At 67.0% G+C, this 25,452-nt stretch carries 20 protein-coding genes, 1 tRNA gene and 1 pseudogene; 17 read left to right on the forward strand and 5 right to left on the reverse strand.

The window, feature by feature from the left end; genetic code table 11:
• Positions 1–13 precede the first annotated feature (13 nt).
• Positions 14–1,069, forward strand: a complete 1,056-nt coding sequence (locus tag ACLVWQ_RS35470; RefSeq protein WP_414113383.1) for a UDP-N-acetylmuramate dehydrogenase — start codon at positions 14–16, stop codon at positions 1,067–1,069.
• Positions 1,070–1,141: 72 nt separating this feature from the next.
• On the opposite strand, the gene ACLVWQ_RS35475 is transcribed toward ACLVWQ_RS35470, so the two are convergent.
• Both ACLVWQ_RS35475 and ACLVWQ_RS35480 read right to left on the reverse strand, forming a co-directional pair.
• Positions 1,142–2,170: an adenosine deaminase gene (locus ACLVWQ_RS35475; protein ID WP_414113384.1), complete on the reverse strand. Its 1,029-nt coding sequence runs from the start codon at positions 2,168–2,170 to the stop codon at positions 1,142–1,144.
• 190 nt (positions 2,171–2,360) lie between these two features.
• Positions 2,361–3,587, reverse strand: a complete 1,227-nt coding sequence (locus tag ACLVWQ_RS35480; RefSeq protein WP_414113385.1) for a pyridoxal phosphate-dependent aminotransferase — start codon at positions 3,585–3,587, stop codon at positions 2,361–2,363.
• A gap of 224 nt (positions 3,588–3,811) precedes the next feature.
• On the opposite strand from ACLVWQ_RS35480, the gene ACLVWQ_RS35485 reads away from it, so the two are divergent.
• The 16 genes from ACLVWQ_RS35485 to tuf all read left to right on the forward strand — a co-directional run bounded on the left by ACLVWQ_RS35485 (position 3,812) and on the right by tuf (position 23,563).
• Positions 3,812–3,884 (forward strand) — tRNA-Trp (locus ACLVWQ_RS35485).
• Between the two features lie 109 nt (positions 3,885–3,993).
• Positions 3,994–4,281, forward strand: coding sequence for a preprotein translocase subunit SecE (gene secE, locus ACLVWQ_RS35490; RefSeq protein WP_055517385.1), 288 nt, complete (start codon positions 3,994–3,996; stop codon positions 4,279–4,281).
• Positions 4,282–4,358: 77 nt separating this feature from the next.
• On the forward strand, positions 4,359–5,255 hold the full coding sequence (gene nusG / locus ACLVWQ_RS35495) for a transcription termination/antitermination protein NusG (protein ID WP_414113386.1): 897 nt from the start codon (positions 4,359–4,361) through the stop codon (positions 5,253–5,255).
• Between the two features lie 170 nt (positions 5,256–5,425).
• Entirely contained in the window at positions 5,426–5,860 is a 435-nt protein-coding gene (rplK, locus tag ACLVWQ_RS35500) for a 50S ribosomal protein L11 (RefSeq protein WP_414113387.1), read from the forward strand.
• 77 nt (positions 5,861–5,937) lie between these two features.
• Entirely contained in the window at positions 5,938–6,663 is a 726-nt protein-coding gene (gene rplA / locus ACLVWQ_RS35505) for a 50S ribosomal protein L1 (protein ID WP_414113388.1), read from the forward strand.
• 163 nt (positions 6,664–6,826) lie between these two features.
• Positions 6,827–7,723: a hypothetical protein gene (locus ACLVWQ_RS35510; RefSeq protein WP_414113389.1), complete on the forward strand. Its 897-nt coding sequence runs from the start codon at positions 6,827–6,829 to the stop codon at positions 7,721–7,723.
• A gap of 100 nt (positions 7,724–7,823) precedes the next feature.
• Positions 7,824–8,711: a DUF1396 domain-containing protein gene (locus ACLVWQ_RS35515; protein WP_414113390.1), complete on the forward strand. Its 888-nt coding sequence runs from the start codon at positions 7,824–7,826 to the stop codon at positions 8,709–8,711.
• Positions 8,712–9,011: 300 nt separating this feature from the next.
• Complete coding sequence (rplJ, locus tag ACLVWQ_RS35520) at positions 9,012–9,545, forward strand: 50S ribosomal protein L10 (RefSeq protein WP_414113391.1); 534 nt, start codon at positions 9,012–9,014, stop codon at positions 9,543–9,545.
• A 114-nt stretch (positions 9,546–9,659) separates the two neighbouring features.
• Positions 9,660–10,040, forward strand: a complete 381-nt coding sequence (gene rplL, locus ACLVWQ_RS35525; RefSeq protein ID WP_414113392.1) for a 50S ribosomal protein L7/L12 — start codon at positions 9,660–9,662, stop codon at positions 10,038–10,040.
• 623 nt (positions 10,041–10,663) lie between these two features.
• Positions 10,664–14,149 carry a DNA-directed RNA polymerase subunit beta gene (rpoB, locus tag ACLVWQ_RS35530; protein ID WP_414113393.1) on the forward strand — a complete coding sequence of 1,162 codons (3,486 nt, stop codon included), beginning with the start codon at positions 10,664–10,666 and terminating at the stop codon, positions 14,147–14,149.
• 97 nt (positions 14,150–14,246) lie between these two features.
• Positions 14,247–18,146: a DNA-directed RNA polymerase subunit beta' gene (locus tag ACLVWQ_RS35535; RefSeq protein ID WP_414113394.1), complete on the forward strand. Its 3,900-nt coding sequence runs from the start codon at positions 14,247–14,249 to the stop codon at positions 18,144–18,146.
• A gap of 189 nt (positions 18,147–18,335) precedes the next feature.
• Entirely contained in the window at positions 18,336–18,893 is a 558-nt protein-coding gene (locus ACLVWQ_RS35540) for a DUF1707 and DUF4190 domain-containing protein (protein ID WP_414113395.1), read from the forward strand.
• 293 nt (positions 18,894–19,186) lie between these two features.
• Complete coding sequence (gene rpsL, locus ACLVWQ_RS35545; RefSeq protein ID WP_003948652.1) at positions 19,187–19,558, forward strand: 30S ribosomal protein S12; 372 nt, start codon at positions 19,187–19,189, stop codon at positions 19,556–19,558.
• A gap of 2 nt (positions 19,559–19,560) precedes the next feature.
• Positions 19,561–20,031 (forward strand): 30S ribosomal protein S7, encoded by a 471-nt coding sequence (gene rpsG, locus ACLVWQ_RS35550; RefSeq protein ID WP_081218873.1) that lies wholly within the window; start codon positions 19,561–19,563, stop codon positions 20,029–20,031.
• Between the two features lie 39 nt (positions 20,032–20,070).
• The gene (gene fusA, locus ACLVWQ_RS35555; protein WP_414113396.1) at positions 20,071–22,200 is read left to right on the forward strand and encodes an elongation factor G; all 2,130 of its coding nucleotides are present in this window, start codon (positions 20,071–20,073) and stop codon (positions 22,198–22,200) included.
• Between the two features lie 169 nt (positions 22,201–22,369).
• The gene (gene tuf, locus ACLVWQ_RS35560; protein ID WP_362775216.1) at positions 22,370–23,563 is read left to right on the forward strand and encodes an elongation factor Tu; all 1,194 of its coding nucleotides are present in this window, start codon (positions 22,370–22,372) and stop codon (positions 23,561–23,563) included.
• Positions 23,564–23,722: 159 nt separating this feature from the next.
• Here the strand turns inward: tuf and ACLVWQ_RS35565 are convergent, their stop codons facing one another.
• From ACLVWQ_RS35565 to ACLVWQ_RS35575, 3 genes and pseudogenes are all read right to left on the reverse strand, one after another.
• Positions 23,723–24,322: a Uma2 family endonuclease gene (locus tag ACLVWQ_RS35565; protein WP_414113397.1), complete on the reverse strand. Its 600-nt coding sequence runs from the start codon at positions 24,320–24,322 to the stop codon at positions 23,723–23,725.
• A 305-nt stretch (positions 24,323–24,627) separates the two neighbouring features.
• Positions 24,628–24,972: a hypothetical protein gene (locus tag ACLVWQ_RS35570; protein ID WP_414113398.1), complete on the reverse strand. Its 345-nt coding sequence runs from the start codon at positions 24,970–24,972 to the stop codon at positions 24,628–24,630.
• Positions 24,969–25,452: pseudogene (locus tag ACLVWQ_RS35575) on the reverse strand (helix-turn-helix domain-containing protein); the annotation flags it as partial. The pseudogene ACLVWQ_RS35575 and the gene ACLVWQ_RS35570, both read right to left, overlap by 4 nt.

Raw genomic sequence — 25,452 nt, forward strand, 5'->3', positions numbered from 1 at the left:
GTACCCTGGGCACGTGCAGGAACTCCACGACACCGCCCTCGCCCCGCTGACCACCTTCCGGCTCGGTGGTCCCGCCGCCCGGCTGATCACCGCGACCACCGACGACGAGGTGATCGCGGCGGTCCGCGAGGCCGACGACTCCGGTACGCCGCTGCTCCTGATCGGTGGCGGATCCAACCTCGTCATCGGTGACAAGGGCTTCCCGGGCACCGCCCTGCGCATCGCCACGCGCGGCTTTCTGCTCGACGGTACGAAGCTGGAACTGGCCGCCGGAGAGGTGTGGACCGACGCGGTCGCCCGCACCGTCGAGGCGCGCCTCGCAGGCGTCGAGTGCCTCGCCGGAATCCCCGGCTCCGCCGGCGCGACGCCGATCCAGAACGTGGGCGCGTACGGCCAGGAAGTGTCGTCGACGATCACCGAGGTGGTCGCGTACGACCGGAAGAGCCATGAGACGGTCACGATTCCGAACGAGGAGTGTGCCTTCTCGTACCGGCACAGTCGTTTCAAGAGCGATCCCGAGCGGTTCGTCGTGCTGCGGGTCCGCTTCGAGCTGGAGGACGCCTCCGGGCTGTCCTCACCCGTCAAGTACGCCGAGACGGCTCGCGCGCTCGGTGTCGGACCCGGTGACCGGGTGCCCCTGGGCGAGGCCCACGAGACCGTCCTGAAACTGCGGGCCGGGAAAGGCATGGTGCTCGACCCCGAGGACCACGACACCTGGTCCGCCGGGTCGTTCTTCACCAACCCGATCCTCACGCGCGAGGAGTTCGCCGTGTTCCACGCGCGCGTGGCGGAGCGTCTGGGCGAGGGCGTGACCCCGCCCGCCTATCCCGCGGACGACGAGCACACCAAGACCTCCGCGGCCTGGCTGATCGACAAGTCCGGCTTCACCAAGGGGTACGGCACCGGTCCCGCCCGTATCTCCACCAAGCACACGCTGGCTCTCACCAACCGCGGCGGGGCCACCACGGAGGACCTCCTCGCGCTCGCCCGAGAGGTCGTCGCCGGGGTGCACGCCGCCTTCGGGATCACGCTCGTCAACGAACCGGTGACGGTGGGCGTCAGCCTCTGAAGCCTCCGCGCCCGCGGCGGCCTCCGCGCCCGCGGTCCCGCCCCGCCGCCTCACCGCCCCGCGCCCGCTCCTTCAGACGACCGGGGCGGCCAGCCAGTCGTCGATCCCGGACAGCAGCTTCTCCCGGGTGTCGTGCGGGGCCGCGGAGCCCCGTACCGACTGACGTGCCAACTCGGCCAGTTCCGCGTCCGTGAAGCCGTTGTGGCGGCGCGCCATCTCGTACTGGGCGGCCAGTCGCGAGCCGAACAGCAGCGGGTCGTCCGCGCCGAGCGCCATGGGCACACCCGCTTCGAAGAGTGTGCGCAAGGGGACGTCCTCAGGCTTTTCGTAGACCCCCAGAGCGACGTTCGAGGCGGGGCAGACCTCGCAGGTGATGCCCCGGTCCGCGAGCCGCTTCAGCAGCCGCGGGTCCTCGGCGGCCCGCACCCCGTGCCCGATCCGTGAGGCGTGCAGGTCGTCCAGGCAGTCGCGTACGGACGCCGGGCCCGTCAGCTCACCGCCGTGCGGGGCCGCCAGCAGCCCGCCGTCCCGGGCGATCGCGAAGGCCCGGTCGAAGTCCCGTGCCATGCCCCGCCGCTCGTCGTTGGAGAGCCCGAACCCGACGATGCCGCGGTCCGCGTACCGCACGGCCAGGCGGGCCAGCGTGCGGGCGTCCAGGGGGTGCTTCATCCGGTTCGCGGCGACCAGGACCCGCATCCCGAGCCCGGTCTCGCGCGCGGCCGACTCCACCGCGTCCAGGATGATCTCCAGGGCCGGGATCAGACCGCCCAGGCGCGGTGCGTACGACGTGGGGTCGACCTGGATCTCCAGCCACCCCGAGCCGTCCTTGAGGTCCTCCTCGGCGGCTTCGCGCACGATCCGCCGGATGTCCTCGGGATCCCTGAGGCACGACCGCGCCGCGTCGTACAGGCGCTGGAAGCGGAACCAGCCGCGCTCGTCCGTCGCCCGCAGCCTGGGCGGCTCACCGCTCGTCAGCGCGTCGGGCAGATGGATGCCGTGCTTGTCGGCCAGTTCCAGCAGAGTGGTGTGCCGCATCGATCCGGTGAAGTGCAGATGCAGATGGGCTTTGGGCAGCTCAGAGACATCACGTACGTGCTCCATTCGAGGATCCTGCCGCACGCCACCGCCGTATCGGTAGCGCTTTCCCTGAACGTGGTCTTGCTCGCACGAAGACTCGAAGAAGCGGCGGGCACGAAGAAGCGGGCCGCCTCCCGGGGGAAGCGGCCCGCTCTGCCTGCTCGCGTGAGTGCGTCAGTGTGTGTGACGCGGCAGTCGTGACGTCGTGAGGAGGTCAGGCCTTGGCCTCCGCCAGCAGCTTCTGGATCCGCGAGACACCCTCGACGAGGTCCTCGTCACCCAGCGCGTACGACAGCCGCAGATAGCCCGGCGTGCCGAAGGCCTCGCCCGGGACGACCGCCACCTCGGCCTCCTCCAGGATCAGCGCGGCCAGCTCGACGGAGTCCTGCGGGCGCTTGCCGCGGATCTCCTTGCCGAGGAGGGCCTTCACCGAGGGGTACGCGTAGAAGGCGCCCTCGGGCTCAGGGCAGAGCACGCCGTCGATCTCGTTGAGCATCCGCACGATCGTCCTGCGGCGCCGGTCGAAGGCCTCGCGCATCTCGGCGACGGCCGTCAGGTCGCCCGAGACGGCGGCGATCGCCGCGGCCTGGGCCACGTTCGACACGTTCGACGTGGCGTGGGACTGCAGGTTGGTCGCGGCCTTCACCACGTCCTTGGGGCCGATGACCCACCCGACCCGCCAGCCGGTCATCGCGTACGTCTTGGCGACGCCGTTGACCACGATGCACTTGTCGCGCAGCTCAGGAAGTACTGCCGGCAGCGAGGTGAACTTCGCGTCCCCGTAGACGAGGTGCTCGTAGATCTCGTCCGTCAACACCCACAGGCCGTGCTCGACGGCCCAGCGGCCGATGGCCTCGGTCTCCTCGGCGCTGTAGACGGCGCCCGTCGGGTTGGAGGGCGACACGAAGAGGACGACCTTGGTCCGCTCCGTGCGGGCCGCCTCCAGCTGCTCGACCGAGACGCGGTAGCCGGTGGTCTCGTCCGCGACGACGTCGACGGGGACACCGCCGGCGAGCCGGATCGACTCGGGGTACGTCGTCCAGTAGGGAGCCGGGACGATGACCTCGTCGCCCGGGTCGAGGATCGCGGCGAACGCCTGGTAGATGGCCTGCTTGCCGCCGTTGGTCACCAGGACCTGGGAGGCGTCCACCTCGTAGTGCGAGTCACGCAGCGTCTTGGCGACGATCGCCGCCTTCAGCTCGGGCAGCCCGCCGGCCGGCGTGTAGCGGTGGTACTTCGGGTTCTTGCACGCCTCGACGGCGGCCTCGACGACGTAGTCCGGGGTCGGGAAGTCGGGCTCGCCGGCGCCGAAGCCGATCACCGGACGTCCGGCGGCCTTCAGGGCCTTGGCCTTGGCGTCCACGGCGAGAGTGGCGGATTCGGAGATCGCGCCGACTCGGGCGGAGACCCGGCGCTCGGTGGGAGGGATTGCAGCGCTCATGGGCCCATCGTTTCAGACCGGAAACGTACCCGGCACACTGGTTTCACAGACTGGGCAACGTGGGACGGAACCAGGGCGTGGCCGGGACAAAGTCCGTAACGGCACTTTCTGTTCGACGACCGGCCGTCGACCACGTACACTCTCACCTCGTTGGCCTTCGCAGCCGCGCCCTTCCGATGCACTCCGAGCACTCGGACCGATGCGGTACGTTGTGAAGGAAGCAAAGGGTCGTAGCTCAATTGGTAGAGCACTGGTCTCCAAAACCAGCGGTTGCGGGTTCAAGTCCCTCCGGCCCTGCTACACACTCCTTTCACCAGGATGTGTGCACAAGTACGTACTGCATTGCACCGCCGTGCGGCTCACACCGGGCGCGGCACGGCCACGACCCGGAATCAGGTGAGGACGAGTGACGGACGCCGTGGGCTCCATCGACATGCCTGATGCCCAGGATGAGGCGCCGGAGTCCCAGAAGAAGGGCCGCAAGGGCGGTAAGCGTGCCAAGAAGGGCCCGCTGAAGCGCCTCGCTCTCTTCTACCGCCAGATCGTCGCGGAACTCCGCAAGGTCGTCTGGCCGACTCGCAATCAGCTGACGACGTACACCACAGTGGTGATTGTGTTCGTTGTCATCATGATCGGCCTCGTCACTCTGATTGACTTCGGACTCGACAAGGCCGCCAAGTACGTCTTTGGCTGAGCCAAGCGCGAAGGGCGCCGTACCCGGCGCCCGCTTTCGCGTGTTCCACCCCCATGATCCAGGAAGAAGCAGCCACCGTGTCTGACCCGAACCTGAACGATGCCGTCGAGCCGGTCGAGTCCGTTGACGACGGGCGCGACATCGTCGAGGGCGCGGACGTCGAGGACGGGGTCGAGGCTGCAGACGCCGCAGCGGACAAGCCCGCCGAAGAGGCCGCCACGCACGTCGAGGACGAGTCCGGCGAGGACCCCGAAGACGACGCGGACGCCACCGAGGCTGTCACCGACGCGTCCGAGGACTCCGCCGAGACCGACGAAGCCGAGACCGACGAGGTGGAGGCGGAGGAGGCCGAGCCGGTCGACCCCGTCACCGCCCTCCGCGAGGAACTCCGCGCCCTGCCCGGCGAGTGGTACGTCATCCACACGTACGCCGGTTACGAGAACCGCGTGAAGACCAACCTCGAACAGCGCGCCGTCTCGCTGAATGTCGAGGACTTCATCTTCGCGGCCGAGGTGCCGCAAGAAGAGGTCGCGCAGATCAAGAACGGCGAGCGCAAGACCATCAAGCAGAACAAGCTCCCCGGCTACGTGCTGGTGCGCATGGATCTGACGAACGAGTCCTGGGGCGTGGTGCGCAACACCCCCGGCGTCACCGGCTTCGTGGGCAACGCCTACGACCCGTACCCGCTGACGCTGGACGAGATCGTCAAGATGCTCGCCCCCGAGGCCGAGGAGAAGGCCGCCCGCGAGGCCGCGGAGGCCGAAGGCAAGCCGGCTCCGTCCCGCAAGCTGGAGGTCCAGGTACTGGACTTCGAGGTGGGCGACTCGGTCACCGTCACCGACGGCCCGTTCGCGACGCTGCAGGCGACCATCAACGAGATCAACGCCGACTCGAAGAAGGTCAAGGGCCTCGTCGAGATCTTCGGCCGCGAGACCCCGGTGGAGCTCAGCTTCGACCAGATCCAGAAGAACTGACGTTCTTTCGGACCGTATGCCTCCGACCAGGTCAGACAGGCTCTCGCAGCCCGTCTGACCTGCTCGGTTTTTGGCCGCGCATGGATACCCGTTATCGTTGTGCGGTATGCCTCCATCCGGATGATCCGGAACGGACGGCTCGAAACTCTCACTAGGACCCGGAGAGAGCAATGCCTCCCAAGAAGAAGAAGGTCACGGGGCTCATCAAGCTCCAGATCCAGGCCGGTGCGGCCAACCCGGCGCCGCCGGTCGGCCCCGCACTGGGCCAGCACGGCGTCAACATCATGGAGTTCTGCAAGGCCTACAACGCCGCGACCGAGTCGCAGCGCGGCTGGGTCATCCCGGTGGAGATCACGGTCTACGAAGACCGCTCCTTCACCTTCATCACCAAGACCCCGCCGGCCGCGAAGATGATCCTCAAGGCCGCCGGTGTCGAGAAGGGCTCCGGCGAGCCGCACAAGACCAAGGTCGCCAAGATCAGCCAGGCGCAGGTCCGTGAGATCGCCACGACCAAGCTGCCCGACCTGAACGCCAACGACCTGGACGCCGCGTCGAAGATCATCGCCGGCACCGCCCGCTCCATGGGCATCACGGTCGAGGGCTGACCCCCACCTTCGTAGAGCACACCGTGGCAGGGCCTGCTCGGCCCCTACCACGACTCCTCAGAACACCAGGAGCAGTAGTGAGCAAGCGCAGCAAGTCTCTCCGCGCTGCGGACGCCAAGATCGACCGGGAAAAGCTGTACGCCCCGCTCGAGGCCGTCCGTCTCGCCAAGGAGACCTCCACCTCCAAGTTCGACGGCACCGTCGAGATCGCCTTCCGTCTGGGCGTCGACCCGCGCAAGGCCGACCAGATGGTCCGCGGCACCGTGAACCTCCCGCACGGCACCGGCAAGACCGCCCGGGTCCTGGTCTTCGCGACCGGTGACCGTGCCGAGGCAGCGACCGCCGCAGGCGCCGACATCGTCGGCTCGGACGAGCTCATCGACGAGGTGGCGAAGGGGCGTCTGGACTTCGACGCCGTCGTCGCCACCCCCGACCTCATGGGCAAGGTCGGCCGCCTGGGCCGTGTCCTCGGCCCGCGTGGTCTGATGCCGAACCCGAAGACGGGCACCGTGACCCCGGACGTGGCCAAGGCCGTGACCGAGATCAAGGGCGGCAAGATCGAGTTCCGCGTCGACAAGCACTCGAACCTGCACTTCATCATCGGCAAGGCGTCGTTCGACGACACCCAGCTGGTGGAGAACTACGGCGCCGCGCTCGACGAGATCCTTCGTCTGAAGCCGTCGGCCGCCAAGGGTCGCTACATCAAGAAGGCCGCGATCAGCACCACGATCGGCCCCGGCGTTCCGATCGACCCGAACCGCACCCGCAACCTCCTCGTCGAGGAGGACCCGGCCGCCGTCTGAGCCTGACGCTCACGGCAGCCGCGTCGCAGACGCGTCTTCAGGACGGGCCCCGCAACCTTTCGAGGTGCGGGGCCCGTCTCTGTCTGCGGTGTCCGTTTCCGGACCGTGTGTCGGTGCCCTGCGCTAGCGTGCGAGGCACAGGAATCGCATAGGGGGACGAACGATGAGTACAAGCGTGCGCCGCGTGAGCGTGTCGATAGCGGTGGTGGCCGCTCTGACCGCCGTGGGGGCCTGTGGTGGGTCGGACTCCGACGCGGGCTCTGGAGGGGACTCCAAGGGGGCGGGCAAGGCCAAGACGCGGGCGAACCCGATCGCGGCCCTGCGCTCCGTGGAGAAGAGCACCGACGGCGCGGACTCCGCCAAGGTCGAGTCCACCACGACCATGGGCACGATGATGTCGATGGAGGCGGACGGCGCCCTCGGCTGGGCCGACGGCCTCACCGGAAACCTGACGATCACGTACACCGGCGGCGCGATGGCCGACCAGATGCGGCAGCTGGGCACCACCTCCATGGAGGCCCGCTATCTGCCGGACGCCTACTACGCGAAGATGGGTGACAAGTTCGCCACGCAGTCCGGCGGCAAGCACTGGATCAAGTACGACTACGACGACCTGGCGAAGCTCGCCGGCGGATCGGGCGCGTACATGAAGGACCAGATGCAGAACACCACGCCGAACCAGTCGGTGAAGCTCCTGCTGGCCTCCGGGGACGTCAAGAAGGTCGGCACCGAGAAGGTGCGCGGCGAGGACACCACGCACTACTCGGGCACGGTCGAGGTCGCGGACCTCGCGGACAAGAGCTCGAACCTCTCCGCGGACCAGCTGGCCGATCTCAAGCAGCAGCTGGAGCAGGCCGGTGTGACCACCGAGACGATCGACATCTGGGTGAACGACGAGGACCTGCTGGTCAAGAAGGCCGAGAAGGGTGAGCTGGCGACCGGCGCGATGTCCTCCACGGCGTACTACAGCGACTACGGCGTGCGGGTCTCCGTCGAGGAGCCGGCCGTGGGCGACACCGCCGACTTCAAGGACCTCATGCAGAGCCAGCCGGCCCGCTGAGCAACGGCCGGCGCCCTGAAACTCGGAGGCCGGCCCGAACCCCCCTGGGATACTCTCGCGCTTTGCCTGTAAATCGCTCATCTGTTCCTAGGGGGGAACCATGAAGCTTTCCGCGCACGCGTGTGTACGCGGGTCCGTACGGCACAGAGCGACGGGTGCGGCGCTGGCCGCGCTCGTCCTCGGCGGGGGTGCCGTCGGCTGTTCCAAGGACGCCGGGAGCGAGCAGTCGCCGAACATGGCACCTGCCGCGGCCGTGGCCAAGGCGGCGAAGCAGAGCGAGGACATCACCTCCCTCAGCTATCGGATATCTGGCAGGACCCCGGAGGAGGGGCGCATCAAGGCCGAGGCCCGGATGCGCATGAAGCCCGACCTCGCCATGAGCGTGCAGGTGACCGCCCTCGACCAGGGAGCGGACGGCAGCGCCGAGATCCGCCTCGTCGACAAGGCGATGTACATCGGCGGGAACGCCGCCGTGGCCAAGGAGTTGGACGGCAAGAGCTGGATGAAGTTCGACCTGTCCGCGCTGGGGGACGACGCGTCGGGGGGCGACGCGCTGGGCGGCGGGGCCCCGGGGCTCGGCACGATCGACAGGAACCCGGCGCAGGAGTCCACCTTCCTCACCGGGTCCAAGGACGTGAAGAAGGTCGGCACCGAGAAGGTCGAAGGCGTCGAGACCACCCACTACAAGGGCACGGTCACGCTCGACGAGTTCCGCGAGTCCCTGAAGGGCGAGAGCAAGGCCACCCGTGACCAGCGGGAGAAGAGCATCGACCAGTACGAGAAGCTCGGCCTGGACACGGTCACGATGGACATGTGGGTCGACGACGAGGACCACGCCAAGCAGTTCCGTATGCGGGGCGACGCCGACAAGGGCGAGCTCGACATGACCGTCACCTTCCTCGACATCGACAAGCCCGTGACGGTCGAGGCCCCGCCGGCCAAGGACGTCGCGGACCTGGCCGACATGATGGGCGACCTGGAGGGCTGACGCCCTCGCCGGAGACGGCCAGGTATACGGATTTGCTTGGCGGTGCCCGGTTCACGTAATCTTCCACAGAAGCCAAAGACCGCTGGTCGTTGCCGTGCTCTCGCAGGAGGACGCGGTGACCGAAGGATCCGCTGAATTGCGGACGACCCGCGTAGGTGACTGTGGATGAGCTCCCGGACAGTCCCGTACTTCGTACGGATTCCGTCGGGTAGAGCCACGCCCCGTGCGCCTGCGCCGGGGCGTTTCGTTTTCCCAGTCTCCTTCTGAGCGGTCCTCATCACCCGGAAGGAGGCCACGCTTATGGCAAGGCCCGACAAGGCTGCCGCGGTAGCCGAGCTCGCGGACCAGTTCCGTAGCTCGAACGCCGCCGTGCTGACCGAGTACCGGGGTCTCACCGTGGCGCAGCTCAAGACGCTGCGTCGTTCGCTCGGTGAAGACGCCCAGTACGCCGTGGTGAAGAACACGCTGACCAAGATCGCGGCCAACGAGGCCGGGATCTCGACGCTCGACGACCTGTTCAACGGTCCGACGGCGGTTGCCTTCATCTCCGGTGACCCGGTGACGTCGGCGAAGGGTCTTCGTGACTTCGCCAAGGACAACCCGAACCTCGTCATCAAGGGCGGTGTCCTTGACGGCAAGGCGCTGTCCGCCGACGAGTTCAAGAAGCTCGCGGATCTCGACTCCCGCGAGGTTCTGCTCGCCAAGCTGGCGGGTGCCTTCAAGGGCAAGCAGTCCCAGGCTGCCACGCTCTTCCAGGCGCTTCCCTCGAAGTTCGTCCGCACCGCGGAGGCGCTTCGTGCCAAGAAGGCAGAAGAGCAGGGCGGTGCCGAGTAACTCGGCTCGCGCATTGACCGCAGCCTGAGGCGGCGGTCGCAGCGGGCCGAACGTACGCCCGCTTCACCAGTACATCCCGGCACCAACCTGCCGAATTAGTGGAAGGACGCCATCATGGCGAAGCTGTCCCAGGAAGAGCTGCTCGCGCAGTTCGAGAACCTCACCCTCATCGAGCTCGCCGACTTCGTGAAGGCCTTCGAGGAGAAGTTCGACGTCACCGCCGCCGCCGCGGTCGCCGCCGGCCCCGCCGCCGCTGCCGCCCCGGCCGAGGCCGAGGCCGAGCAGGACGAGTTCGACGTCATCCTCACGGGTGCCGGCGAGAAGAAGATCCAGGTCATCAAGGTCGTGCGTGAGCTGACCTCGCTCGGTCTGAAGGAGGCCAAGGACCTCGTGGACGGCGCCCCGAAGCCCGTCCTGGAGAAGGTCGACAAGGCCGCCGCCGAGAAGGCTGCCGAGTCCCTCAAGACCGCCGGCGCCTCCGTCGAGGTCAAGTGACCCGACGAGTCCGCCAGGACTCCTGCGACGCCGTCACAGCCGTTCTCGTAGCGCTGTAACGCTGACGCACCGAAGAGCGATCACCCATCTGGGTGGTCGCTCTTCGGCGTTCGAGGGGCCGTGCGGCGGCTGCCTTGCACTGTCGGTCGCGACGAGTAGGGTGATCTTCGTTCGTGCCTTCAGCCGCCCGTGACGGGCAGCGGGACGGGCTGCACGTGACGATGGCAGCAGCCGGTTTGGGCATGGGGGGCCTTGACGAACCGCACGCAGCGCGCAATTCTCAGGACGCGTCGTCACAACGATCCGGATCCGAGGCATGGATCGGCGGCGGAGAGGGCAGTATCGATGTGCATCGAGGGCGTGGCTTGCAGCAGGGGTTGAGAACAACGAGGGTCTTCAAAAACCCGCACTGGACATCAGTGGGCCTGGTGGCTACACTGACCCTTTGCGCTGCCTGTTAGCTGCCTCCTGCCCGTCACCAGGGGCATGCCCTCGCTTGAGCACTGTGGATCGAACAGACCCTGACCTGGTCCTTTACGGCCCGGTCGGGAGACGTCCGGCTCTGTGCCCCGCTTGGGACCGGTACGCGCGTAGTGAGTCCGAGCCCTCGGAAGGACCCCCTCTTGGCCGCCTCGCGCACTGCCTCGACCGCGAATACGAACAACGGCGCCAGCACCGCCCCGCTGCGCATCTCCTTTGCAAAGATCAAGGAGCCCCTCGAGGTTCCGAACCTTCTTGCGCTGCAGACCGAAAGTTTTGACTGGCTGCTCGGCAACGACGCGTGGAAGGCTCGTGTCGAGGCTGCTCTGGACAGTGGACAGGACGTCCCCACCAAGTCCGGTCTCGAAGAGATCTTCGAGGAGATCTCTCCGATCGAGGACTTCTCAGGGTCGATGTCCCTGACGTTCCGCGACCACCGTTTCGAGCCTCCGAAGAACTCCATCGACGAGTGCAAGGAGCGCGACTTCACGTTCGCCGCCCCGCTCTTCGTCACCGCCGAGTTCACCAACAACGAGACCGGCGAGATCAAGTCCCAGACCGTCTTCATGGGTGACTTCCCGCTCATGACGAACAAGGGCACCTTCGTCATCAACGGCACCGAGCGTGTCGTGGTGTCCCAGCTGGTCCGCTCGCCGGGTGTCTACTTCGACTCCTCCATCGACAAGACGTCCGACAAGGACATCTTCTCCTCCAAGGTCATCCCGTCCCGGGGTGCCTGGCTGGAGATGGAGATCGACAAGCGCGACATGGTCGGTGTCCGCATCGACCGCAAGCGCAAGCAGTCCGTCACCGTCCTGCTCAAGGCTCTCGGTTGGACGACCGAGCAGATCCTGGAGGAGTTCGGCGAGTACGAGTCCATGCGCGCCACCCTGGAGAAGGACCACACCCAGGGCCAGGACGACGCGCTCCTCGACATCTACCGCAAGCTGCGTCCGGGTGAGCCCCCGACCCGTGAGGCCGCGCAGACGCTGCTCGAGAACCTCTACTTCAACCCCAAGCGCTACGACCTCGCGAAGGTCGGCCGCTACAAGGTGAACAAGAAGCTCGGCAGCGAGGCGCCGCTCGACGCCGGGATCCTGACCGTCGAGGACATCATCTCGACGATCAAGTACCTGGTGAAGCTGCACGCCGGTGAGACCGAGACCGTCGGCCCCAACGGCGCCTCGATGGTCGTCGAGACCGACGACATCGACCACTTCGGCAACCGCCGTCTGCGCAACGTCGGCGAGCTCATCCAGAACCAGGTCCGTACGGGCCTGGCGCGGATGGAGCGCGTCGTCCGTGAGCGCATGACGACCCAGGACGTCGAGGCGATCACGCCGCAGACCCTGATCAACATCCGGCCGGTCGTCGCCTCCATCAAGGAGTTCTTCGGCACCAGCCAGCTCTCGCAGTTCATGGACCAGAACAACCCGCTGTCGGGTCTCACCCACAAGCGCCGCCTGTCGGCTCTTGGTCCGGGTGGTCTCTCCCGTGAGCGGGCCGGCTTCGAGGTCCGTGACGTGCACCCCTCGCACTACGGCCGCATGTGCCCGATCGAGACCCCTGAAGGCCCGAACATCGGCCTGATCGGCTCGCTCGCCTCCTACGGCCGGGTCAACGCGTTCGGTTTCGTCGAGACGCCCTACCGCCGGGTCACCGACGGTTTCGTCACCGACGAGGTCGACTACCTGACCGCCGACGAGGAGGACCGCTTCGTCATCGCCCAGGCCAACGCGCCGCTGAGCGAGGACTTCCGGTTCGAGGAGGCCCGCGTCCTGGTCCGCCGTCGTGGCGGAGAGGTCGACTACGTCCCCGGTGACGACGTCGACTACATGGACGTCTCGCCGCGCCAGATGGTGTCGGTCGCGACCGCCATGATCCCGTTCCTGGAGCACGACGACGCCAACCGCGCCCTCATGGGCGCGAACATGATGCGCCAGGCCGTGCCGCTGATCACCGCCGAGGCTCCCCTCGTCGGTACGGGCATGGAGTACCGCTGCGCCGTCGACGCCGGTGACGTCATCAAGGCCGAGAAGGCGGGTGTGGTCCAGGAGGTATCCGCGGACTACGTCACCGTGGCCAACGACGACGGCACCTACAACACCTACCGGGTGGCCAAGTTCTCCCGCTCCAACCAGGGGACCTCGGTCAACCAGAAGGTCGTCGTCGACGAGGGCGACCGGGTCGTCGAGAACCAGGTTCTCGCCGACGGTCCGGCCACCCAGGAAGGCGAGATGGCGCTGGGCAAGAACCTGCTCGTCGCCTTCATGCCGTGGGAGGGTCACAACTACGAGGACGCGATCATCCTGTCGCAGCGCCTCGTGCAGGACGACGTCCTCTCCTCGATCCACATCGAGGAGCACGAGGTCGACGCCCGTGACACCAAGCTCGGCCCCGAGGAGATCACCCGGGACATCCCGAACGTCTCCGAGGAGGTCCTCGCCGACCTCGACGAGCGCGGCATCATCCGCATCGGTGCCGAGGTCGTCGCCGGTGACATCCTGGTCGGCAAGGTCACGCCCAAGGGTGAGACCGAGCTGACCCCGGAGGAGCGCCTGCTCCGTGCGATCTTCGGTGAGAAGGCGCGCGAGGTGCGCGACACCTCGCTGAAGGTGCCGCACGGCGAGATCGGCAAGGTCATCGGCGTCCGCGTCTTCGACCGTGAAGAGGGCGACGAGCTGCCGCCGGGCGTGAACCAGCTGGTTCGGGTCTACGTGGCGCAGAAGCGCAAGATCACGGACGGCGACAAGCTGGCCGGCCGGCACGGCAACAAGGGTGTCATCTCCAAGATCCTGCCGATCGAGGACATGCCGTTCCTGGAGGACGGCACCCCGGTCGACATCATCCTCAACCCGCTGGGTGTCCCGTCTCGAATGAACCCGGGACAGGTCCTGGAGATCCACCTCGGCTGGCTCGCCAGCCGCGGCTGGGACGTCTCGGGGCTCAGCGAGGACTGGGCGCGGCGCCTGCAGAGCATCGAGGCCGACAAGGTCGACCCCGGTACGAACGTCGCCACCCCCGTCTTCGACGGTGCGCGCGAGGACGAGCTCGCGGGCCTGCTCCAGCACACCATCCCGAACCGCGACGGCGACCGCATGGTGCTGCCGTCCGGCAAGGCGAGGATGTTCGACGGCCGCTCCGGCGAGCCGTTCCCGGAGCCGGTCTCGGTCGGCTACATGTACATCCTCAAGCTCCACCACCTGGTCGACGACAAGCTCCACGCACGGTCGACCGGTCCGTACTCGATGATCACCCAGCAGCCGCTGGGTGGTAAGGCCCAGTTCGGTGGCCAGCGCTTCGGTGAGATGGAGGTGTGGGCGCTGGAGGCTTATGGCGCCGCGTACGCCCTCCAGGAACTGCTGACCATCAAGTCCGACGACGTGACCGGCCGCGTGAAGGTCTACGAGGCCATCGTCAAGGGCGAGAACATTCCTGAGCCCGGCATTCCCGAGTCCTTCAAGGTGCTCATCAAGGAAATGCAGTCGCTCTGCCTCAACGTGGAGGTGCTGTCCTCGGACGGCATGTCCATCGAGATGCGCGACACGGACGAGGACGTCTTCCGCGCCGCGGAGGAGCTCGGTATCGACCTGTCCCGGCGCGAGCCGAGCAGCGTCGAAGAGGTCTGACGGGTCTGGCCGGGGCTCACCGAACAAGAGCCCCGGCTAACCCCGGACCCCAGTCAGACCAGTGAAGAATCGACCCCGAAAGAGGGATTGACGACAAGTGCTCGACGTCAACTTCTTCGACGAGCTGCGGATCGGCCTTGCTACCGCTGACGACATTCGTCAGTGGTCCCACGGTGAGGTCAAGAAGCCGGAGACCATCAACTACCGCACCCTCAAGCCCGAAAAGGACGGACTCTTCTGCGAGAAGATCTTCGGTCCGACCCGGGACTGGGAGTGCTACTGCGGTAAGTACAAGCGCGTCCGCTTCAAGGGCATCATCTGCGAGCGCTGCGGCGTCGAGGTCACTCGCGCCAAGGTGCGTCGTGAGCGGATGGGCCACATCGAGCTGGCCGCTCCCGTCACCCACATCTGGTACTTCAAGGGTGTTCCGTCACGCCTTGGCTACCTGCTCGACCTCGCCCCGAAGGACCTCGAGAAGGTCATCTACTTCGCCGCGTACATGATCACGTACGTGGACGACGAGCGTCGTACGCGCGACCTGCCCTCGCTGGAGGCGCACGTCTCCGTCGAGCGTCAGCAGGTCGAGAACCGTCGCGACTCCGACCTGGAGGCCCGCGCCAAGAAGCTCGAGACCGACCTGGCCGAGCTCGAGGCCGAGGGTGCCAAGGCCGATGTGCGCCGCAAGGTGCGCGAAGGTGCCGAGCGGGAGATGAAGCAGTTGCGCGACCGCGCGCAGCGCGAGATCGACCGTCTCGACGAGGTGTGGACCCGCTTCAAGAACCTCAAGGTCCAGGACCTCGAGGGTGACGAGCTGCTCTACCGCGAACTGCGCGACCGCTTCGGTACGTACTTCGACGGATCGATGGGTGCCGCGGCGCTGCAGAAGCGCCTGGAGTCCTTCGACCTCGACGAGGAGGCAGAGCGCCTCCGCGAGATCATCCGTACCGGCAAGGGCCAGAAGAAGACCCGTGCGCTGAAGCGGCTGAAGGTCGTGTCTGCCTTCCTGCAGACCTCCAACAGCCCCAAGGGCATGGTCCTCGACTGCGTCCCGGTCATCCCGCCGGACCTTCGCCCGATGGTGCAGCTGGACGGTGGCCGCTTCGCGACCTCCGACCTGAACGACCTGTACCGCCGTGTGATCAACCGGAACAACCGTCTGAAGCGGCTTCTCGACCTCGGCGCGCCCGAGATCATCGTGAACAACGAGAAGCGCATGCTCCAGGAGGCCGTGGACGCCCTCTTCGACAACGGTCGTCGTGGTCGCCCGGTCACCGGTCCCGGCAACCGCCCGCTGAAGTCCCTGAGCGACATGCTCAAGGGCAAGCAGGGTCGTTTCCGTCAGAACCTGCTCGGCAAGCGTGTGGACTACTCCGCGCGTTCCGTGATCGTCGTCGGTCCGCAGCTGAAGCTGCACCAGTGCGGTCTGCCGAAGGCGATGGCGCTGGAGCTCTTCAAGCCGTTCGTGATGAAGCGCCTGGTGGACCTGAACCACGCGCAGAACATCAAGAGCGCCAAGCGCATGGTGGAGCGCGGCCGCACGGTCGTGTACGACGTCCTCGAAGAGGTCATCGCCGAGCACCCGGTTCTGCTGAACCGTGCTCCCACCCTGCACCGCCTCGGCATCCAGGCCTTCGAGCCGCAGCTGGTCGAGGGCAAGGCCATCCAGATCCACCCGCTCGTCTGCACCGCGTTCAACGCGGACTTCGACGGTGACCAGATGGCCGTGCACCTGCCGCTCTCCGCGGAGGCGCAGGCCGAGGCACGCATCCTGATGCTGTCCTCGAACAACATCCTCAAGCCCGCCGACGGCCGTCCGGTGACGATGCCGACCCAGGACATGGTCCTCGGTCTGTTCTTCCTCACCACCGACGGCGAACTGCGGGACGTCAAGGGCGAGGGCCGGTCCTTCGGCTCCTCGGCCGAGGCGATCATGGCGTTCGACGCCGGCGAGCTCTCGCTGCAGTCGCGCGTGGACATCCGCTTCCCGGTGGGCACCATCCCGCCGCGCGGCTGGACCCCGCCGGCCCGTGAAGAGGGCGAGCCGGAGTGGCAGCAGGGTGACACCTTCCGCCTGAACACCACGCTGGGCCGCGCGCTCTTCAACGAGCTGCTGCCCGAGGACTACCCGTTCGTCGACTACGAGGTCGGCAAGAAGCAGCTCTCCGAGATCGTCAACGACCTCGCCGAGCGCTACCCCAAGGTCATCGTGGCGGCGACGCTCGACAACCTGAAGGCGGCGGGCTTCTTCTGGGCGACCCGTTCCGGCGTCACCGTGGCCATCTCCGACATCGTCGTTCCCGACGCGAAGCGCGCGATCGTCAAGGGCTACGAGGACCAGGACGAGAAGGTCCAGAAGCAGTACGAGCGTGGTCTGATCACCAAGGACGAGCGCACGCAGGAGCTCATCGCGATCTGGACCAAGGCGACCAACGAGGTCGCCGAGGCGATGAACGCGAACTTCCCGAAGACCAACCCGGTCTCCATGATGGTGAACTCGGGCGCTCGCGGAAACATGATGCAGATGCGTCAGATCGCCGGTATGCGTGGTCTGGTGTCCAACGCCAAGAACGAGACGATCCCTCGTCCCATCAAGGCGTCCTTCCGTGAGGGCCTGTCCGTCCTGGAGTACTTCATCTCCACGCACGGTGCCCGTAAGGGTCTGGCGGACACCGCTCTGCGTACCGCCGACTCGGGTTACCTCACCCGTCGTCTGGTCGACGTCTCCCAGGACGTCATCATTCGCGAGGAGGACTGCGGCACCGACCGCGGCCTGCGTCTGGCGATCGCCGAGCGGGACGCCGAGGGCGTGCTGCGCAAGGCGGAGAACGTCGAGACCAGCGTGTACGCACGTGCGCTGGCCGAGGACATCACCGTCGACGGGCGGGTGCTGGCCCCGGCCAACACCGACCTCGGCGACGTCCTCATCGACGAGCTCGTCAAGCACGGCATCGAGGAGGTCAAGACCCGTTCGGTCCTGACCTGCGAGTCCGCCGTCGGTACCTGCGCCATGTGCTACGGCCGCTCGCTGGCCACCGGCAAGCTGGTCGACATCGGTGAGGCGGTCGGCATCATCGCCGCCCAGTCCATCGGTGAGCCCGGTACGCAGCTGACGATGCGTACCTTCCACACCGGTGGTGTGGCAGGTGACGACATCACCCAGGGTCTGCCCCGTGTCGTCGAGCTCTTCGAGGCTCGTACGCCCAAGGGTGTCGCCCCGATCTCCGAGGCCTCCGGCCGCGTGCGGATCGAGGAGACCGAGAAGACCAAGAAGCTCGTCGTCACCCCGGACGACGGCAGCGACGAGACGGCGTTCCCGATCTCGAAGCGTGCCCGTGTCCTGGTCAGCGAGGGCGAGCACGTCGAGGTGGGCCAGAAGCTCACCGTGGGTGCCACCAACCCGCACGACGTGCTGCGCATCCTGGGTCAGCGTGCCGTCCAGGTCCACCTGGTCGGCGAGGTCCAGCGGGTGTACAACTCGCAGGGCGTGTCGATCCACGACAAGCACATCGAGATCATCATCCGGCAGATGCTGCGCCGTGTGACGATCATCGAGTCGGGCGACGCGGAGCTGCTGCCCGGCGAGCTCGTCGAGCGGTCGAAGTTCGAGACCGAGAACCGTCGTGTGGTCCAGGAGAGCGGTCACCCCGCCTCCGGCCGGCCGCAGCTGATGGGTATCACCAAGGCCTCGCTCGCCACCGAGTCGTGGCTGTCGGCGGCGTCCTTCCAGGAGACGACCAGGGTTCTGACGGACGCGGCGATCAACGCCAAGTCCGACTCCCTGATCGGCCTCAAGGAGAACGTCATCATCGGTAAGCTCATCCCGGCCGGTACGGGTCTGTCCCGCTACCGCAACATCCGGGTCGAGCCGACCGAGGAGGCCAAGGCCGCGATGTACTCGGCCGTCGGCTACGACGACATCGACTACTCGCCGTTCGGCACGGGCTCCGGCCAGGCCGTTCCGCTGGAGGACTACGACTACGGTCCGTACAACCAGTAAGCGGGTCGCTCGATCCGAAGGGCGGTCACCTTCCGGGGTGGCCGCCCTTCGGCGTGCGCGGCCACAGGCCGGCCAGAGCCGGTGCGGCCGTGTCGGGTACTCCTGATATGAGTGGTGCGGGAACCTGTGCCGGAAATGGCACGTTGGAGCATGATGGAGAGCCAGTCCGTCCGGGGGGAGGTGCTCCCAATGTCGTATCCGTCGCCTTGGCAGCCGGGGCAGGGGCAGGGGTGGAATCAGCCGCGCCCCTGGCAGGAACAGGCCGGTCAGTCGATGCTCGCCTCGACCGCCGACCGGGAGCGCGCCGTGGACGTGCTCAGAGCGGGGTTCGGCGAGGGCCGCATGCAGCAGCCCGAGTTCGAGAAGCGCGTGGCGCGGGCGTACGAGGCCCGTACGGTGGGCGAGCTGGCCGTGCTGGTGTCCGACCTGCCGCAGGGCCCCGTACCGCTCCCTGCGCTCTCAGGGCCCGTCCCGCGGACCTTCCTGCCGGCCCCCGCCCCCGCCCTGGGGCGCAAGACGAACGACAAGGCCGTGGGCGCCGCGGTCTGCGGCTGGCTCTGCCTGCTGACGGCCGGTCTCACCGCGATCCCCGCGGTGATCCTGGGGCACACCGCCCGCTCCGAGATCCGGCACACGGGTGAGGTCGGCGAGGGTCTCGCGCTCACCGGACTGGTCTTCGGCTGGGTGTCGATCGCGGGCTGGACACTGCTGATGACCTTGGCGTTCGCCGTGGCCCTGGTGACCTGACGAAGATCACGGACGGGGCGGGGGCTTGGCATGGTCCGCTCAGTGGTGCCACCGCGTTCCATTTGTTTTGACCGCAGCCTATGAGGTAGGTACGCTCAGACCTTGTGCCTGGGGTGTGCCCTGGCTTCCGTGCGTGCCTTCAACCGCACTAGGGAAGCCTTCGTCGGCCACCGCAATCTGCGCCCCTCTCGCCTCACGGCGGGAGTCCGCAGTGTTCGACACACCCGACCGCGTGGGTCGGCGGTGTGTTCCAGGTTAGCTTCACCATTCGGCACACAGAAACCGGAGAAGTAGTGCCTACGATCCAGCAGCTGGTCCGGAAGGGCCGGCAGGACAAGGTCGAGAAGAACAAGACGCCCGCACTCGAGGGTTCGCCCCAGCGGCGCGGCGTCTGCACGCGTGTGTTCACGACCACCCCGAAGAAGCCGAACTCGGCCCTGCGTAAGGTCGCGCGTGTGCGTCTGACCAGCGGGATCGAGGTCACTGCTTACATTCCGGGTGAGGGACACAACCTGCAGGAGCACTCGATCGTGCTCGTGCGCGGCGGCCGTGTGAAGGACCTGCCCGGTGTTCGCTACAAGATCATCCGCGGTTCCCTCGACACCCAGGGTGTCAAGAACCGCAAGCAGGCCCGCAGCCGCTACGGCGCCAAGAAGGAGAAGTAGAAATGCCTCGTAAGGGCCCCGCCCCGAAGCGCCCGGTCATCATCGACCCGGTCTACGGTTCCCCTCTGGTGACCTCTCTCATCAACAAGGTGCTGCTGAACGGCAAGCGCTCCACCGCCGAGCGCATCGTCTACGGCGCCATGGAGGGCCTGCGCGAGAAGACCGGCAACGACCCGGTCATCACGCTCAAGCGCGCTCTGGAGAACATCAAGCCGACCCTCGAGGTCAAGTCCCGCCGAGTCGGCGGTGCGACGTACCAGGTCCCGATCGAGGTCAAGCCCGGTCGCGCGAGCACCCTGGCGCTGCGCTGGCTGGTCGGTTACTCCCGCGCCCGTCGCGAGAAGACCATGACCGAGCGTCTGCTCAACGAGCTCCTCGACGCCTCCAACGGCCTCGGTGCCGCTGTGAAGAAGCGCGAGGACACCCACAAGATGGCCGAGTCCAACAAGGCCTTCGCGCACTACCGCTGGTAGTCGTCACCCACATCGAGACCGAGAGAAGACCGAAGCCTTATGGCTACCACTTCACTTGACCTGGCCAGGGTCCGGAACATCGGGATCATGGCCCACATCGACGCGGGTAAGACGACCACCACAGAGCGGATCCTCTTCTACACCGGCGTCAGCTACAAGATCGGTGAAGTCCACGACGGCGCTGCCACCATGGACTGGATGGAGCAGGAGCAGGAGCGTGGCATCACGATCACCTCTGCTGCTACCACCTGTCATTGGCCCCTCGAGGACAACGACTACACCATCAACATCATCGACACCCCGGGCCACGTGGACTTCACGGTCGAGGTGGAGCGTTCGCTCCGCGTCCTCGACGGTGCGGTCACCGTGTTCGACGGTGTCGCGGGTGTCGAGCCGCAGTCCGAGACGGTGTGGCGTCAGGCCGACCGTTACGGCGTGCCGCGCATCTGCTTCGTGAACAAGCTCGACCGGACCGGCGCGGAGTTCCACCGCTGCGTCGACATGATCTCGGACCGCCTCGGTGCGCAGCCGCTGGTCATGCAGCTCCCGATCGGTGCCGAGGCCGACTTCAAGGGCGTCGTCGACCTCGTCACCATGAAGGCGTTCGTCTGGTCCGCCGAGGCGGCCAAGGGCGAGATGTACGACGTCGTCGACATCCCGGCCACGCACGCCGAGGCTGCCGAGGAGTACCGCGGCAAGCTCGTCGAGGCCGTCGCGGAGAACGACGAAGAGATCATGGAGCTGTACCTGGAGGGCCAGGAGCCCACCGAGGAGCAGCTGTACGCCGCGATCCGTCGTGTCACCATCGCGTCCGGCAAGTCCAACGACACCACGGTCACCCCGGTGTTCTGTGGCACCGCGTTCAAGAACAAGGGCGTCCAGCCCCTGCTCGACGCGGTCGTGCGCTACCTCCCGACCCCGCTTGACGTCGAGGCCATCGAGGGCCACGACGTGAAGGACCCCGAGGTCGTGGTGAAGCGCAAGCCGTCCGAGGACGAGCCGCTCTCCGCGCTCGCGTTCAAGATCATGAGCGACCCGCACCTGGGCAAGCTCACCTTCGTCCGGGTCTACTCGGGCCGCCTGGTGTCCGGCACCGCCGTGCTGAACTCCGTCAAGGGCAAGAAGGAGCGCATCGGCAAGATCTACCGCATGCACGCGAACAAGCGTGAGGAGATCGAGGCGGTGGGCGCCGGCGACATCGTCGCCGTGATGGGCCTGAAGCAGACCACCACCGGTGAGACGCTCTCGGACGACAAGCACCCGGTGATCCTGGAGTCCATGGACTTCCCGGCGCCGGTCATCCAGGTCGCCATCGAGCCCAAGTCCAAGGGTGACCAGGAGAAGCTGGGTGTAGCCATCCAGCGTCTCGCGGAGGAGGACCCCTCCTTCCAGGTTCACTCGGACGAGGAGACCGGCCAGACCATCATCGGTGGTATGGGCGAACTGCACCTCGAGGTGCTGGTCGACCGTATGCGCCGTGAGTTCAAGGTCGAGGCCAACGTCGGTAAGCCGCAGGTCGCCTACCGTGAGACGATCCGCAAGGCCGTCGAGCGCGTGGACTACACCCACAAGAAGCAGACCGGTGGTACCGGTCAGTTCGCCAAGGTGCAGATCGCGATCGAGCCCATCACCGAGGCCGACGGCCCGGCGTACGAGTTCGTGAACAAGGTCACCGGTGGCCGTATCCCGCGGGAGTACATCCCGTCGGTGGACGCCGGTGCGCAGGAGGCCATGCAGTTCGGCATCCTCGCCGGGTACGAGATGACGGGTGTCCGCATCACGCTTCTCGACGGTGGCTACCACGAGGTCGACTCCTCCGAGCTGGCGTTCAAGATCGCCGGTTCGCAGGCCTTCAAGGAGGGCGCGCGCAGGGCCAGCCCCGTGCTGCTCGAACCGATGATGGCCGTCGAGGTCACCACGCCCGAGGACTACATGGGTGAGGTCATCGGCGACATCAACTCCCGCCGCGGCCAGATCCAGGCCATGGAGGAGCGTGCCGGCGCTCGTGTCGTGAGGGGCCTCGTGCCGCTCTCGGAGATGTTCGGCTACGTCGGCGACCTCCGCAGCAAGACATCGGGTCGCGCGAGCTACTCGATGCAGTTCGACTCCTACGCCGAGGTTCCCCGGAACGTCGCCGAGGAGATCATCGCGAAGGCCAAGGGCGAGTAACACACACCGTTTACACGCTTTAGGCTTGACACCGACCGCCGGGGTTTCACACCCGGCCTAGGGACGAGCGATCGTCCCCGGGACAGATCCCCGGCGGGCGGCATCCCAGCAAAGATCACCCTGGCGCCGATGAGTAAGGCGTACCAGAACCACTCCACAGGAGGACCCAGTGGCGAAGGCGAAGTTCGAGCGGACTAAGCCGCACGTCAACATCGGCACCATCGGTCACATCGACCACGGTAAGACGACCCTCACGGCCGCCATTACCAAGGTGCTGCATGACGCGTACCCCGACCTGAACGAGGCCTCGGCCTTCGACCAGATCGACAAGGCTCCTGAGGAGCGCCAGCGCGGTATCACGATCTCCATCGCGCACGTCGAGTACCAGACGGAGACGCGTCACTACGCCCACGTCGACTGCCCCGGTCACGCGGACTACATCAAGAACATGATCACGGGTGCGGCGCAGATGGACGGCGCCATCCTCGTTGTCGCCGCCACGGACGGCCCGATGCCGCAGACCAAGGAGCACGTGCTCCTGGCCCGCCAGGTCGGCGTTCCGTACATCGTTGTCGCGCTGAACAAGGCCGACATGGTGGACGACGAGGAGATCCTGGAGCTCGTCGAGCTCGAGGTCCGTGAGCTGCTCTCCGAGTACGAGTTCCCGGGCGACGACCTTCCGGTCGTCAAGGTCTCGGCGCTCAAGGCGCTCGAAGGCGACGCCGAGTGGGGCAAGTCCGTCCTCGACCTGATGAAGGCCGTCGACGAGTCCATCCCGCAGCCCGAGCGTGACGTCGACAAGCCGTTCCTCATGCCCATCGAGGACGTCTTCACGATCACCGGTCGCGGTACGGTCGTCACCGGCCGTATCGAGCGTGGCATCCTCAAGGTCAACGAGACCGTCGACATCGTCGGTATCAAGACCGAGAAGACCACCACCACGGTCACCGGCATCGAGATGTTCCGCAAGCTGCTCGACGAGGGCCAGGCCGGTGAGAACGTCGGTCTGCTCCTCCGTGGCATCAAGCGCGAGGACGTCGAGCGCGGCCAGGTCATCATCAAGCCGGGCTCGGTCACCCCGCACACCTCGTTCGAGGCGCAGGCGTACATCCTGTCCAAGGACGAGGGCGGCCGTCACACGCCGTTCTTCAACAACTACCGTCCCCAGTTCTACTTCCGCACGACGGACGTGACTGGTGTGGTGACCCTCCCCGAGGGCACCGAGATGGTCATGCCGGGCGACAACACCGAGATGACCGTCGAGCTCATCCAGCCCGTCGCCATGGAAGAGGGCCTGAAGTTCGCCATCCGTGAGGGTGGCCGGACCGTGGGCGCCGGCCAGGTCACCAAGATCAACAAGTAGGTTTCACACCTGCGGGTTGGGCTTGATGCCTGGTAGATCCAGCGTCAGCTGAGCTTGTGAAAGGGCCCGTACGACTTCGGTCGTACGGGCCCTTTTTGCTGTGCGCTCGGGAGGGGAGGGGTTGGGCTGGGCTGGGCGGTGAGTGGTGAGGTCGGCGGTTCAGGGTGTTGCCGGGTAGCGCGGCAGGTCGGCGGTGGAGATGGTCCACTCGGCGATGGTGACGTCCTCGCCGTAGACGAAGTCCTTGCGGGTCGAGTAGCGGGGGCCGTCGGGGGTGGGGTGGATGTCGGAGTGGACGGCGCCGGTGCCGGTACGGGGGTCGAAGATCGCGTAGACGGGGATACCGAGCAGAGGGTAGTCGCGGGCCTTGCCGACCCAGTCGTTGTCCGGGTTGGAGCGGCTGACGACCTCGATGGCGGCGATGAGGGTACGGGGGTCGAAGGCGCCGTCGCCCTCCATGTCCGCCATCGCGATCACCATCACGTCGGGATGGCGCATGATGCCTTTGGACTCGGCTTCCACGTCAGGCTTTCCCGTGTGGGCCACCAGCTCTTCCGGCATGACCTTCTCCAGGCGGCGGCTGACGAGTGCTGCCGTCACCTCATGGGCCCCAGTCGGCGACATCATGTCGTGGACGATGCCTTCTTTGGTGATCTCGAATTTCCCGGGAAGCGTGTCGTCCATCGACTCAAGGAATTCACGCATTGCCCGGTAGTGGTGGTGAGCGCGGGGCTGTGTGTCGTCCGAGGCGATGGTCATGGTGCTCGCTCTTTGTGATGTGTGCCTGAGGGCAAGGATCGTCCCTGTCACGCCAAGTGGCTTCCAATGGGTTGGATCGCTCGGACCGACAGCGGCAGCGACAGCGACAGCGGCAGCGGCAGCGGCAGCGGCGACGGCGGTGGTCGGCGGACGGTGGTGCTGCAGCGGGTGAGTTTGTGCTGAGGTCCCTTTTTCCGCTGCGTGGCGGCGGCAGAAGGTGTCTGCGTCGCAGTGCTGGGATCGCTCCAGATGGCGCGGCCTGGCTTCGGTGCGGCGGCGGGCTTCGACGTACTCCCACTCCCAGCTCACGCGCGCGCAGTTTTCATCGCTTCGTCCAGGACGCTGCTCAGTTCTCGCAGGGCGTCCTGTGCGGTGGCCGGGTCTCCGTGCTCCAGATTGCTCGCCGCGTCGGCGTAGCGGGTCGACAGAGCGGGGCGGCGGGCGATCTCGATCTCCCTGGCCCAGATCAGGACCCAACTCCGCACCGGAGCCAGGGACTGCCACTCGACCGCTTTGGCGAAGGCTTCGTCCTTCCCGGCCTGCATCTCAGCCAGACGATGGGGAGCGATGACGGCGAGGGCTGTGCGCAGGGCTTCCGGGGTTCTTCCGGGACGGGGGATCAGTTCGTCGTACCCGTTGTAGGTGTTCATGCTGCGGCCTCACAGGGATCGGTGCCGACGGAGCGGCAGTCGCGGCAGCGGAGGCCCGGTTCCGGGGAGCGGAAGGCGCGGTCGCAGCCGTCGCAGTTCTGCAGGGGGAAGGGGTGCGCGGGGCGTACGGCTACGCCTGTCGGGGGTTTCGCACAGGTGGGGAGTGGTGGTGGGAGGAGTTCCGCGAGGCGGTGGGCCAGGAGGCCGGCCGGGTGGTGCAGGGGGCCCTCGGGGAGGCCCGCCGTCAGGGTGCGGCGTACGGCTTCGGGGGCGGCGCCGCGGTCCAGCCAGGCGGTGACGGCGGGGGCGAGGCGGGTCACGTCCCGTTGGGGGAGGAGGAGACGGGGGTCGTCGTGGCGCAGGCGGGCGAGGAGGGCGGCGGCTGGGCCGTTCGCGTCTGTGGCCGAGGTCTGAGCTCGGGGCTCGGCTGGTGGCGGGGGAGTGAGGGTGGGTTCGGCGGGTGTGGGTGCGGGCCCGGAT

Origin of the sequence: Streptomyces sp. CWNU-52B (assembly GCF_047444975.1) — a bacterium.
Classification (GTDB): Bacteria; Actinomycetota; Actinomycetes; order Streptomycetales; family Streptomycetaceae; genus Streptomyces.